The following is a 12,887-nucleotide window of genomic DNA, read 5'->3' as shown; positions in this document are numbered from 1 at the left end:
GAGGAACCGACCGCCCCGCGCCCGGTCGGCACCGGCCTGGGCGAACTCGCCCCGCCGCGCGCGCTCGGCCCCGCGCCGGTGCCCGCCGGCGCGCCGCAGCCGCCCGTACCGGCCGAGGCCGCCCGGACCGCGCCGCGCCCGATGGCCGAGCTCCCCGCCGCCGAGGGACGGCCCGCCGCCGAGCAGCCGTCGGCCCCGGCCGGCGAGCTGGCCAACACCCGCCGGCTGCTGGTCTGGCCCGAGCCCGACCCGGCCACCAAGCAGGCCCTCCAGTCGCGCGGCTACCTGCCGGTGATCGTCCGCTCCCGCGAGGAGGTGGACGCCCAGGCCGCCGGCTTCCCCGCCGCCCTCTTCGTCGACCCGCTGACCGGCCCGATCACCCGCACCGCGCTCCAGTCGCTGCGCACCGCGGCGCTCAACCGCCGGGTCCCGGTGCTGGTCACGGCCGGCCTCGGCCAGGCCACCCGGGACGCCGCGTACGGCGCCGACCCGGCCGTCCTGCTGCGCGCCCTCGCCCCGCGCGACGGCGAGCACCACGCCCCGCGGGTGCTGCTGGTCGAGGGCGACCCGGACATCGCCGCCGCCATGATCAGCAGCCTGGAGCGGCGCGGCATGCACGTCGAGCACGCGGTGGACGAGAACGACGCGGTGGCCCGGGCCAGCAGCGTGCAGCCCAACCTGGTGGTGATGGACCTGCTGCAGATCCGCCGCCGCCGGGTCGGCCTGCTGGACTGGCTGCGCGCCAACGACCGGCTGCACCGCACTCCGCTGGTGGTCTACACCTCGGTGGACCTCGACCCGCGGGAACTGCCCCGGCTGCGCACCGGCGAGACGGTGCTGTTCCTCGCCGAGCGCTCGACCAGCGAGGACGTCCAGTCCCGGATCGTCGACCTGCTCGGGCGGATCGGCGCGATGGGCGAGGCGGGCGTCGCCGCCGCGGGCTGAACCCCGGTACGCCGAAGGGCCGGCCGCCCCCGTACGGAACGGGGGCGGCCGGCCCTTGTCGCGATCACTCCTTGCCGAGCACCGTGACGTCCAGTTCCTCGGCCGCGTAGCTGGCCCGGATCACCTTCTTGTCGAACTTGCCGACCGAGGTCTTCGGTACCGACTCCACGATCGACCAGCGCTCCGGCAGCTGCCAGGAGGCGATCCGCTCGCCCAGGAAGGCCCGCAGCTCCTTCAGCCCGACGGTCGCGCCCGGGCGCAGCACCACGGTGGCCAGCGGGCGCTCGCCCCACTTCTCGTCCGGGACGGCGACCACGGCGGCCTCGGCCACGTCGGGGTGGGCCATCAGGGCGTTCTCCAGCTCGACCGAGGAGATCCACTCGCCGCCGGACTTGATGACGTCCTTGGCCCGGTCGGTGAGGGTCAGGTAGCCGTCGGCGGTGATGGTGCCGACGTCGCCGGTGCGCAGCCAGCCGTCCTCGGAGAACTTGTCGTCCGGGCGGACCGGGTCCTGGCCGGCGCCGCCGTAGTACGCCCCGGCGATCCACGGGCCGCGCACCTCCAACTCGCCCGCCGCGACGCCGTCGTGCGGCATCCGCTCGCCGCCCGGGCCGATCAGCCGGGCCTCGACGGAGGCCGGGAAGATGCCCTGGGTGATCCGGTACGGCCACTCCTGCTCGGGGGTGAGGCCGCCCGGCGGCTGGGCGAAGCAGCCGAGCGGGGAGGTCTCGGTCATGCCCCAGGCGTGCAGCACCCGGATGCCGTGGCGCTCCTCGTAGGCCTTCATCAGGGAGGGCGGACAGGCGCTGCCGCCGATGACCACCATGCGCAGGCTGGAGGTGTCGTAGTCGCCCGCGTCGAGCTCGTCCAGCAGGCCGGCCCAGATGGTGGGGACGGCGGCGCTGACGGTCGGACGGACGGTGGCGATCATCTCGGCCATCGGCTTGGGCTGGAGGAAACGATCCGGCATGAGCAGGTTGGCGCCGGACATGAAGGCCGCGTGCGGGATGCCCCAGGCCTGGACGTGGAACATCGGCACCACCGGCAGCGCGGTGTCGCTCGGGGTGAAGGCGAAGTTGTCGCCGGTGTTGACCTGGAGGCAGTGCAGGTAGACCGAGCGGTGGCTGTAGAGCACGCCCTTCGGGTCCCCGGTGGTGCCGGAGGTGTAGCAGAGCACGGCGGCCTGCCGCTCGTCGATGTCGTGCTGCCAGGGGTACTCGGTGGGCCGGCCGGCGATCAGCTCCTCGTAGTCGTGCACGCCGCCCGCGAAGCCGGCCAGCACCGAGCGGTCGCCGGGGCCGCTGACCACGATGTGCTTGAGGGTCGGCGCGAGGTCCGGGAGGAGCGCGGCGAGCAGCGGCAGGACGGTGCCGTTGACGACGATCACGCGGTCGGCGGCGTGGTTGATGATGAACGACAGCTGCTGCGCGGGCAGTCGGAGGTTCAGCGTGTGCAGCACGGCCCCCATCGAGGGGACGGCGAGGTACGCCTCCAGGTGCTCGGTGTTGTTCCACATCAGGGTGGCGACCCGGTCGTCCGCGGTCACCCCCAGCTCGTCGCGCAGCGCGCAGGCGAGCTGCGCGGCGCGGGCGCCCACCTCGGCGTACGTCCGGACCACGGGCCCCGTGCCGTCCCAGGTGGTCACGGTCGACCGCCCGTGGATGGTGGACCCGTGCTCCAGGATCCGGGCGACGGTGAGCGGAACGTCCTGCATCGTGCTGAACACGGGGTCCTCCTTGACCTGGCGGCACTTGGCGGCTGCGCCTGCGGGCACCTACCGGGCGGTAATGCGCGCCGACGTGCCCGATTGTGCCGCCCCCACCCCCCGCTGTCAGCATCCCGACCCCGTTGCACGGATCACGACCCCGCCCCGGCCCCGCTCTCCAGCCCCTCCCGCAGCCAGAAGGGCAGCGCGGCGCGCACGTCCGCCGGAATGCCCGGATACTCGGCGGCGGGCAGGGTCCGGCTCCGCCACACGCCGTCGGCGCCGGCCTCGACCACCCGCACCTCCTCCTCGGCGGTGGCCGCGGTCCGGCGCCGGTCGGTGAAGATCCACACCTGCCTCCCGTCCGCCTGCCACCGGTACTGCGGCCGGTCCTTCCTGCTGTCGTAGGCCGTGTCGTCCCGCCACAGCACGTCCTTGCGGGTGCCCTCACCACGCTTGGACGGCGTGTACGCCCGCACCACCCCGCGCCACCGCCTGCTCCCGTCCGGCTCCGCGCTCTCCTCCACCTCCAGCGCGAACCGGTCGTACGGCGCCCGCACCCAGTAGTCGGGCCGGGCCTCCCCCTCCGCGTGCAGCCGGTTGGTGTACACCACGGGCGGCCCGTCCGTCCCACCCCCGCACCCGGCCAGCACCACCGCGGCCGCCAGCACCACGGCCGGTGCGCCCCGTCGACGCCTCATCCACCGCCTCCTCGTTGGAATGGCCAACGGGATGACGGTAGGTCAGGGCTGGAGGGGGCGGGAGAGGCGGAGGGAGTTGGTGGGGTCGGGGGTGTATGCGGGGTCGAGGGTCCAGCCCTGGTCGGCGGCGATGCGGAGGGCGTGGTGGGCGCCGGCGCCGCGGTAGGTGGCGCGCTTGAGGTGGATGCGGTGCACGAGGGTGCCGTCGGGGGTGCGGGTGGTGGTGGGGCGGGGGCGGTCGGTGTCGCGCTTGAGGATGCGGCGGATGTGGCGGTCCCAGGCGGCGGGGCTGTTGGTGAACTCGGCGTAGAAGGCGCGCGGGCCGACCGTCCAGCGGGCGCCCCAGCGGTCCCAGTAGTCGGGCTCGGGGCGGCTCACCCAGCAGGTGAGCAGTCCGTACACCGGGACGTAGACGATCTGGAGCAGGAGGACGAACGGCAGCAGCGGCGCGAAGCGGACCGCCTGCGGGCCCCACGGGGTGCCGGGGGCGGCGGGCGGGTCCTGCGGGGAGGGCGCGTTCAGGATGACCGGGGCCGGGAAGTGGCGGGCGAGCAGGACGTGCCCGGTGTCGCTCCCGGACGCCACGCCGTGCCAGCCGTACCGCTCCGCGAGCCGGACCACGCCGGCCGCGCCGAGGCCGCGGTAGAGCCGCTCCGCGAGCCGGACCCCCACCACCCGGCCGAGGTCGGGCCGCACCTCTCCGCCGCCGGCCGCGTACGAGGCCTCGGCGGCGGCGATCCGGCGGGCCAGGACCGGGGTGACGTACCGCTCCCAGTGCTCCGGCCGGCCGGTGAGCTCGGCCCGCAGCCGGCGCGGCGGGATGAAGCTGCGGTTGACCTTCAGCCAGCCGTCGGAGCTGGGGCCTCCCCCGCTGTAGTCCGCGAAGATCAGGACGACGAAGAGGAGCACCAGGCCGAGGACCCAGAGCGGGGCGTAGATCCACTGGAGGAGGAACTGGAGCAGCACGGCGAAGCGGTTGCGGCGCGGCGCCGGGCCGGGGAAGCCGCCGGGAGGAGGCGCCGCGGCGGGCTGCGGGTGCTGGGGCGGGTACGCCTGCGGTGGCGGGTACGCCTGCGGTGGCGGGTACGCCTGCGGCGGCACCGGCTGGGCGTACGGGTTCCGCGCCTGACGGTCCTGCGCGTAGGGGTTCTGGCCGTACGGCGCCTGCCCGTGCGGGCTCTGTGGCGGCGCGCCGTATCCGCCGGTGCCGCCGTACCCCTGGCCGTTCGCCATGCCGTTCCCCCCGTGTCCGATCGGGGGGACACCCTACCCGCGCGTCCCGGCGGGCCTCAGCGGGCGGTCGGGCCGTCCACGTGGTTGCGGTCGACGGTGAGGGTGGCGCCGCCGAAGGTCTCCTCGACGTTGCCGTGGTACTGGTGGACGCGCTGGTGGAAGCTCCAGAGGTCGGGGGCGAGGCCGCCGGAGCCCTCGGTGTCGGCCCGGCCGTCCCAGCGGGCGTACCAGAGCGCGTCGGGCATCGGGGAGCTGCCGGCCCGGGCGGCGGCCGCGAGGTCCGCGATGCCGGAGTCGAGGCTGGAGTAGAAGCCGGAGCGGTAGCCCGCGGCGTGCAGGCCGGCCGTCCAGCCGACGGTGAAGTCGACCACGGCCTGACCGCAGGCCGCATCGCGCGTCGGGTAGGCCTCGATGTCCAGGTAGACCGGGCTGCCCTTGGCGAGTCCGAGCGCGCGCAGGGCCCGGGCGGCCTCGCCCGCCTCCTCCCGGCCCTGCTCGGCGGCCCTGGCCGGGTCGATCCGCTTGGGCTTGCGGCCCGGGTCGGCGCACGGCGCCTGCAGTCCGACGTGCACCGGCAGGAACCGCCAGCCCATCGCCCGCGCCCGGCTCACCCACTCGGCGGTGAGCCTCGGCTGGCCGCAGCCGCGCTGGGAGCCGCTGGTGTAGATGCCGACCGCCCCGTACGGCGACGTGCCGCGCCAGGCCTTCAGGGTGTCGAGCGACGGAGCGGTGCAGGCGTCGAAGGCGGGGCCGCTCCAGGTGTCCCGGACCCGGGGCGGGCCGGACCGGTCGGGCAGTGTGACGGCCCGGATGCGCGGGGTGGCGACGGCGGCCGGGACGGTGGCTTCGGCGTTCGCGCCCGCCCCGTCGGTGGCCAGCAGGAGCACGAGGGCGGCGGCGAGCAGGGCGGCGGGGCGGAGAAGGCGCACCCCGCCTTGATACTGACGGGCCGTCGGACGACCGCGGCAACCACGCCGCAGCACCCGCGCGAGTCCACCCTTTCGGACGCACCCGTCCGCATCCGTCCCGATTTTTGTAACGAGCTTGCTGGTTCATCACTCCTTACGGCAAACTCGCGCGTATGCCCACCTCCCATACCAGCGAAACCCCCTCCGTCTCGTCGTCGGCCACCGCCGTCGCCGAGGCCCTGGCCATGCCGCCCGCGCTCCAGGGCGAGCCTGCCGGTGAGCGGGGCAGCCGGCGACGAGGCGGGTCCTCCGGCCGCGCGGCCGGAGGCTGGGAGCGGATCCCGGCGCCGCTCCTCTGCGTGACCGCGATGTTCCTGGTGCAGAGCGGCATCGCGCTGTCCAAGCCGCTGTTCGGCCCGCTCGGTGTCAGCGGCACGACCTTCCTGCGGCTCGGCTTCGCCGCCGTCATCCTGCTCGCCGCCACCCGGCCGAAGCTGCGCGACAAGCGCCCGCGCGACCTCGCCGCGGCCGCGCTGCTCGGCGTGGCCTCGGCCTCGATGACCTTCCTGTTCGCCGGAGCGGTCGACCGGCTGCCGATGGGCACCGCCGCGACCATCGAGTTCCTCGGCCCGCTCGCGGTCGCCCTGATCTTCGCCCGGCGCGCCAGCCACCTGCTCTGGGCGCTGCTCGCGGCCGCGGGCGTGGCGCTGCTGACCCTGTTCGGCGAGGGGGAGGGCGGCGGTTCGCTCGACCCGGTCGGCCTGCTGTACGCCTTCGGGGCGGCCGCCTGCTACGCCGTGTACATCCTGTTCACGGACAAGGTCGGCGCGACCTTCCGCGGGTTCCAGGGCCTGGCCGTGTCGATGACGGTGGGCGCGCTCGCGCTGGCGCCGTTCGGGCTCGGCCAGGCCTGGGACGGGCTGACCGCGCCCGACGCCTCGCCGCTCGCGCTGCTCGCCGCCGTCGCCGGGGTGTCGCTGCTGCTGCCGGTGCTCCCGTACGCGCTGGAGATGACCGCGCTGCGACGGATGCCGCAGCGGGTGTTCAGCGTGCTGGTCAGCCTGGAGCCGGCGGTCAGCGCGCTGGTCGGGCTGGTGGTGCTGGGCCAGCTGCTGGGCGTGCCGCAGCTGGCCGGGATCGGCTGCGTGGTCGCGGCCAGCGTGGGCGCCACGCTGGCCGGGCGGCGGTAGCCGCGCGGAGGCTGACGACCCGACGGCCTACGACCGCACGGCCTCACGGCTCACGGCTCACGGCTCACGGCCTCACGGCTCACGGCCTTACGGCCTGACGGCTCACGGCCAGAGCAGGGTGCGGGACCACTCTGGGGAGCTGACCGGGCCGGTGCGGGTGTAGCGCAGCCGGATGTGCCGCCGCTGGGCGTCGCCCTGCCAGAACTCCACCTCGTGCGCCCACAGGGTGTAGACCGCGTGCCCGGGCGCGACCGCGTCCGGGTGCGCCTCCAGCCGGCGGCGGGCGACCGCCACCGCCTCGTCGTACTCGTCGAACGAGCCCAGCGGCTCGCTCTGCCGCCCGACCAGCGCGCCGACCCGGGCGGCGGGCGAGCGGGTGGCGAACTCGGCGGCGGCGACCAGGTCGGCGGCCTGCTCGACGGCGCCGCGCACCCGGACCTGGCGGCCCAGCTGCGGCCAGTAGACGGTCAGTGCGGCGGCCGGGTGGTCGGCGAGCTGACGGCCCTTGGGGCTGTCGGCGTCCGCGGAGAAGTTCCAGCCGGTGCCGGCCGCGTCGACGTCCCGCAGCACCAGCACCCGGGCGTCCGGCATGCCGTCGGAGTCGACGGTGGAGAGGGTGAAGGCCTGCGGGTCCAGCACCCCGGCGTGCAGCGCGGTGGCGAGCCAGTCCACGAACAGCGGGCCGGGCTCGGCGGGGGCGGCCTCGTGGTCGAAGGAGGGCAGCGGGCGGGCCATCGGCGGGCGGCCGAGCAACAGCTCGGGGACGGACCTGGGCCCGGAGCGGTGCTCGCGGACCGGCTCGGCCGGCGGCTCCGGGCGTGCCTCCGCCGCCGGTCGCGACCCGGGCTCGGGTGCAGGCCTGGTCTCGTCCGGGCCGGTCAGGCCCTCCTCCTCCGCCGCCATCGCGCGCCCTTCCTTCCGATTGCCGCGGTCGCCACCCCGGCCGGGCCGGCCCATCCGGGCCCGGGCACGTGGGTGCGCTGTCGGAGCGCAACCGTACCGCCGTACACCGACGGCTCCGGGCGCGGGCCCTCGGTGGACGGATCCGGGCCGGTCGGCGGGGGATTCCGGGGCGGCCGGGCGCGGGATTCCGGAGTGGGGGGAGCCGGGGCGGGGGGAGCCGGGGCGGCCAGGGGGAGATCCGGCGGCCGGCGGGGATCGGCGCCGGACGCACTCGTGGGCGGTGCCGATGGCGGCACCGCCCACGAGACCGGTTTCGCGGTGACCCTTTCCGCCTGCCGGTCGATTGCGCTGTTCCCTCTGGTGTGATGCGTCGGTACCCGATGTCCGTTCCGGCCCTCCGGCCGTTCCGAACCGGTTCGATCCGTTCCAATCCGTTCCGATCCGGCCCGGGCCCGTCCGCGGCTGCTCAGCTCAGCCGCGGCCATCCACGTCCGGCGCCCCCGCCTTCCGTGGTGCCCGGTGCCGTCACCCGGCCGGGCGGCCGGGCGATCGACCGGCCGGTCAGTTGAAGGTCGGAGCGACCACGACGTTGAGGTTCTTGCTGTCCTGGCCGCCCTGGACGTTGCCCGTGTTGTCCTTCACCGCGACGGTGTTGTCCTGGTTCGAGGCGCCGGAGCCGGTGGCGGTCTGCTGGGTGGAGACGTAGTTGCCGTCGACCCCGCCGAACACGTTGCCGGTGCCGGAGTTGGAGACCACACCGGCGTTGGAACCGGACTCGGCGCCCGCGCCGTCGTCGGCGGCGGCAGCACCGGCACCGACCAGCAGCAGACCGGCCGCGAGTGGGCCGGCGACCAGGCGTCCGGCCAATCGGCGGGTATGGATGCGTGCCATGGGTGCCTCCAAGGAGCTGTTCATCGGGCAGTGGTCGATCACGATGCGCAAGGTTCGTCGACGGGACGAACACCTACGGGCTGCGGCGCCGGAAGACAGACTTCCGCAACAAATCGACAAAGCGCCAGCTCCCACGGCGGATTTCGCCCGTTCGCGTGATATCCGATCTGGCCGCGCATAACCGTACGGAAAGCGGACAGCGCGCGGACACACCCCGATCGACCTGGGACTTCGCCCGAACGGCCGCCGATCAGGGCGCCCTGGAGGGCGGCGCGGCACCATCACACGATCCGCCGGGCTCACCACCCCGGCGCACACGAACCGTGAACGCGCCCCTGAAAGGTCCGATCACCCTTCCATGTCGACTTTTCCAGCCGTTCCCAGCGAATTTTGAAAATCAGATCATCTTGCCGGGATTGAGGATTCCCAGCGGGTCGAAGACCGCCTTCAGCTGCCGCTGCAGGTCCAGGGCCACCGGGCCCAGCTCACGGGCCAGCCAGTCCCGCTTCAGCAGCCCCACCCCGTGCTCCCCGGTGATCGTGCCGCCCAGCTCCAGCCCGAGCGCCATGATCTCGTCGAAGGAGCGCTGGGCGCGGGCCGTCTGCTCCTCGTCCGAGGCGTCGAAGATGACGATCGGGTGGGTGTTGCCGTCCCCGGCGTGACTGACCACCCCGATGGTCAGCCCGTGCCGCTCGGCGATCACCGCGACACCGTTCAGCATCTCCGCCAGCCGGGACCGCGGCACGGCCACGTCGTCGATCATCGTGGTGCCCAGCCGGTCCAGCGCGGGCAGCGCCATCCGCCGGGCGGCCAGCAGCAGATCGGACTCCGCCTGGTCCTCGGCCGGCACCACCTCCGTCGCCCCGGCCTCCCGGCACAGCCGCGCGACCCGCGCCAGCTCGGCCACCCGGTCCGGCCCGTCGAAGGCCACCAGCAGCAGCGCCTGGGTGGACTCCGGCAGGCCCATCCGCCCCAGCTCGTTGACCGCCCGCACCGAGACCGCGTCCATCAGCTCCATCAGCGACGGGGTCAGACCGCGCGCCATCACCGAGCAGACCGCCGCCCCGGCCGCGTCCGCGCTCGGGAACTCCGCCGCCAGCGCCAGCTGCGGAGCGGGCGCCGGCCGCAGCGCCAGAACCGCCCGGACCACCACGCCGAGCGTCCCCTCCGAACCGACGAACAGCCTGGTCAGGTCGTACCCGGCCACGCCCTTCGCGGTGCGGCGGCCGGTGGACAGCAGCCGCCCGTCCGCCAGCACCACGTCCAGCCCGAGCACGTACTCGCTGGTGACGCCGTACTTCACGCAGCAGAGGCCGCCCGCGCCGGTGCCGATGTTGCCGCCGATCGTGCAGGACTCCCAGCTGGACGGGTCCGGCGGGTATGAGAGTCCCAACTCCTCGGCAGCGCGCGAGAGTTCGGCGTTCACCACGCCGGGCTCGACCACCGCGATCCGGTTCACCGGGTCGATCTCCAGGATCCGGTTCAGCTTCACCAGCGACAGCACGACGCAGCCGTCCACCGCGTTCGCCGCACCCGACAGCCCGGTCCGGGCGCCCTGCGGCACCACAGGGACGCGCAGCTCGGTCGCGGTGCGGAGCACGTGCTGCACCTGCTCGACCGTCTCCGGGAACACCACCGCCGCGGGCTGCCCGGCCGCGCAGAAGCCCGCCATGTCACGGCGGTACGCGGCGGTCACGTCCGGATCCACCACGACGGCCCCGTCCGGGAGGCCCTGCGCCAGTCGGTCCGTCAGATCACTCATCGCCGCCTCCACTCGCCGCCCGCCCGCCTCCACCTCCGCACTCTGCCCGGACGGACAGGGCCGGGCAAGTGGGCCGAGGGACGGGCGAGGAGGAGGCGGACGAGGAAAGGGGGGCCGCCCGGCAAGCAACGAGGGGGACACAACGCGAGGCCGGGCAAGTGGGTCGAGAGACGGGCGAGGAAGGGGAGCTGCTGCCCGGGCGGGCAACGAGGGGGCGCATCGGTCCCGGGGCGCACGGGCGACGCCGGGGCCCTCGACCACGTCGAGGGCCCCGGCGCGGCTACCGGTTACCCCCGGACCACCGGCTCCTGGATCTCGGTGACCCAGGCCGCCAGGTCCTCCGGGCACTTCAGGTAGAGCTCCCGGGCGTAGCCGGCCGAGCGGTAGCCGCTCCCCTCGATGAAGCGGGCCAGTTCCTGGATGGTGCCGAGCACCTCGTCCATCGGGCCGCGGTGCACGACCGTGGCCGCGGTCTCGATCGGCGGCAGGTCGAGCACCTCGAAGTCGTGCTCGCCCGGCCGCACCGACGGACCGACCGGGACGGCGGCCAGCACCAGCACCGAGCCGTCGCCCTCCGGCGCGTCCCGGTAGTGGGCGACGGACGGACCGGTCGCCTCGATCCCGGCCGCGGCCAGCCGCCGGCACAGCTCGTCGAACAGCGGCCCGATCACCGGCCCGATGTCCTCCGGCTCGTAACTCGCGGCCACACCGGCCAGTTGGGCCACCCGGACGGACGGCACCGGCTTCACCACGACATCGTGCGTGGACATGGTCCCCTCGCTCTCGATCGTTCGGAGCCTCGCCTCCACCCGGGCCAGCCGCAGCTCGTCGGCCGCGATCGCCGCGGCGAGCTGGGCCCGCCGCAGCCGCAGCATCCCCCGCAGTTCGGCCACGTCCACCTGCTCGTCCAGGACGGACCGGACCTGCTGCAACGTGAAGCCGAGCTCCTTGAGCGCGATCACCCGGTTCAGCCGGGCGAGTTGGGACGCCTCGTAGAAGCGGTACCCGCTGACCGGGTCCACCCGGGCGGGCCGCAGCAACCCGATCGCGTCGTAGTGGCGCAGCATCCGCACCGACACCCGGCCGTGGCTGGCGAAGTCTCCGATGTTCAACATGGTGAGCCCACTCCATCCCCTGCCACGGTGTCAGGGTCAACCCCGGTCCACAGTGGGCCCACAGCCGGCGCCCGCGACCCCCGGAAAACACCGAGGGCGGGTGCCGAGGGATTCTCGGCACCCGCCCTGAGCAGGTGGTTCTCCTACCGGCGGAGAGCGTGGGATTCGAACCCACGGTACGGGGTCACCGCACGACAGTTTTCAAGACTGTTCCCTTAGGCCGCTCGGGCAGCTCTCCAGGCGGAGGTCAGCCTAACGGGTCCGGCGGGGTTCGGCGCACACGTTTGCGCGCCGGCGGGGGTCACGGCTGGTCGCCCTCGCGCTGGCCGAGGGTGACCTTGGTGTTGAAGGTCTGGCCGTTGCGGGTGTACTCGACGTCGACGGTCTCGCCGGGCTTGTGCGTCCAGATCCGGCTGACCAGGGCGGGGCCGTTGTCGATCGGGACGCCGCCGAGCTTGGTGATGACGTCGCCCGGCTTGAGGCCGGCCTTGTCGGCCGCGCCGCCGGGGGTGACGGCGGGCTGGCCCTGGATGTCCTTGGTCTGGATCTGCGCGCCGTCGCCCTTGTAGTCGTCGTTGCGCAGCACGTCGAGCTTGGCGTAGACCGGCTTGCCGGTCTTGATCAGGGTGTCCGCGACCCACTTGGCCTGGTTGATCGGGATGGCGAAGCCCAGGCCGATGCTGCCGGCCCGGCCGTTGGAGGAGGCGTTGGACTGGATCGCCGAGTTGATGCCGATCACCGCGCCGCCCGAATCGAGCAGCGGGCCACCGGAGTTGCCGGGGTTGATCGAGGCGTCGGTCTGGAGGGCGTTCATGTACGAGGCCTGCGAGCCGGTCTCGTCGCCGGAGGCCACCGGGCGGTCCTTGGCGCTGATGATGCCGCTGGTGACGGTGGACTCCAGGCCGTACGGCGCACCGATCGCGACCGTGGCGTCGCCGACGTTGACCTTGTCGGAGTCGGCCAGCGGCAGCGGGGCCAGCTTGCTCTTGGGCGGGTTGTCGATCTTGATCACGGCGACGTCGTAGCCCTCGGCGTGGCCCAGCACCGAGGCGCTGTAGGAGCTGCCGTCGGCGAACTTGACGGTCAGCTTGCCGCCGTTGAGGGTCGGCGCGACCACGTGGTTGTTGGTGAGGATGTGGCCCTCGGTGTCGAAGACGAAGCCGGTGCCAGTGCCCGACTCGCCGTTGCCCTGCGCCTTGATGGTGACGACGCTGGGCAGCGCCTTCTGCGCGATGGCGGCGATCGAGCCGGGGGTGGGCTCGTTCTTCTGGGTGTCGCTGGCCTGGACGGTGGTGCTGCGGTGGTCGTTCGCGGAGCTGCGGCTGTCGGAACGGTCGAAGGCGGTCACGCCGAGCACGCCGCCGGCCACACCGGCGACCAGCGCGACGGCCGTCACCAGGGCGACCAGGCCGCCGCGCTTCCTGCGCGGGCCGCCGGGGCCGCCCCGGCCGCCACCACCGCGACACCGAGCGCCACCCCGACGCCGACGCCGACGGTCAAGCCCACCGGTGCCGCCGACCCGGCGCTCAAGGCC

Annotated in this window: 10 protein-coding genes, 1 tRNA gene and 1 pseudogene; 2 read left to right on the top strand and 10 right to left on the bottom strand. The window is 74.2% G+C overall.

The features are described 5' to 3' along the window. A pseudogene (locus tag ABZW03_RS26440) lies at positions 1–945 on the top strand (hypothetical protein); the annotation flags it as partial. 64 nt (positions 946–1,009) lie between these two features. On the opposite strand, the gene ABZW03_RS26435 reads toward ABZW03_RS26440, so the two are convergent. The 4 genes from ABZW03_RS26435 to ABZW03_RS26420 form a co-directional block, all read right to left on the bottom strand. Continuing rightward, a complete protein-coding gene (locus ABZW03_RS26435) occupies positions 1,010–2,671 on the bottom strand; it encodes a long-chain fatty acid--CoA ligase (protein WP_355263132.1) in 1,662 nt (553 codons plus the stop codon). Positions 2,672–2,802: 131 nt separating this feature from the next. Beyond that, positions 2,803–3,351: a hypothetical protein gene (locus ABZW03_RS26430; RefSeq protein ID WP_355263129.1), complete on the bottom strand. Its 549-nt coding sequence runs from the start codon at positions 3,349–3,351 to the stop codon at positions 2,803–2,805. A gap of 42 nt (positions 3,352–3,393) precedes the next feature. Beyond that, the gene (locus tag ABZW03_RS26425; RefSeq protein WP_355263127.1) at positions 3,394–4,584 is read right to left on the bottom strand and encodes a hypothetical protein; all 1,191 of its coding nucleotides are present in this window, start codon (positions 4,582–4,584) and stop codon (positions 3,394–3,396) included. A gap of 56 nt (positions 4,585–4,640) precedes the next feature. Then, positions 4,641–5,513 carry a glycoside hydrolase domain-containing protein gene (locus ABZW03_RS26420; protein WP_355263124.1) on the bottom strand — a complete coding sequence of 291 codons (873 nt, stop codon included), beginning with the start codon at positions 5,511–5,513 and terminating at the stop codon, positions 4,641–4,643. A gap of 152 nt (positions 5,514–5,665) precedes the next feature. Here ABZW03_RS26420 and ABZW03_RS26415 point away from each other — a divergent pair, with 152 nt between their 5' ends. After that, a complete protein-coding gene (locus tag ABZW03_RS26415; protein WP_355263121.1) occupies positions 5,666–6,682 on the top strand; it encodes an EamA family transporter in 1,017 nt (338 codons plus the stop codon). A gap of 102 nt (positions 6,683–6,784) precedes the next feature. Here ABZW03_RS26415 and ABZW03_RS26410 read toward each other — a convergent pair whose 3' ends face one another. From ABZW03_RS26410 to ABZW03_RS26385, 6 genes are all read right to left on the bottom strand, one after another. Next, a complete protein-coding gene (locus ABZW03_RS26410) occupies positions 6,785–7,585 on the bottom strand; it encodes a pyridoxal 5'-phosphate synthase (protein WP_355263118.1) in 801 nt (266 codons plus the stop codon). Positions 7,586–8,146: 561 nt separating this feature from the next. Beyond that, the gene (locus tag ABZW03_RS26405; protein ID WP_355263115.1) at positions 8,147–8,476 is read right to left on the bottom strand and encodes a hypothetical protein; all 330 of its coding nucleotides are present in this window, start codon (positions 8,474–8,476) and stop codon (positions 8,147–8,149) included. Positions 8,477–8,873: 397 nt separating this feature from the next. Then, positions 8,874–10,238 (bottom strand): FAD-linked oxidase C-terminal domain-containing protein, encoded by a 1,365-nt coding sequence (locus ABZW03_RS26400; protein ID WP_355263112.1) that lies wholly within the window; start codon positions 10,236–10,238, stop codon positions 8,874–8,876. A gap of 287 nt (positions 10,239–10,525) precedes the next feature. Further along, positions 10,526–11,353: a MerR family transcriptional regulator gene (locus ABZW03_RS26395; protein WP_355263109.1), complete on the bottom strand. Its 828-nt coding sequence runs from the start codon at positions 11,351–11,353 to the stop codon at positions 10,526–10,528. 150 nt (positions 11,354–11,503) lie between these two features. Then, positions 11,504–11,591, bottom strand: a tRNA-Ser gene (locus ABZW03_RS26390). A gap of 63 nt (positions 11,592–11,654) precedes the next feature. Further along, a partial coding sequence (locus ABZW03_RS26385) for a trypsin-like peptidase domain-containing protein (RefSeq protein ID WP_355263106.1) occupies positions 11,655–12,887 on the bottom strand: 1,233 nt, incomplete at its 5' end.

Origin of the sequence: Kitasatospora sp. NPDC004799, assembly GCF_040609095.1 — a bacterium.
Taxonomy (GTDB): domain Bacteria; phylum Actinomycetota; class Actinomycetes; order Streptomycetales; family Streptomycetaceae; genus Kitasatospora.
This window is presented reverse-complemented; position numbering and strand designations above follow the sequence as displayed.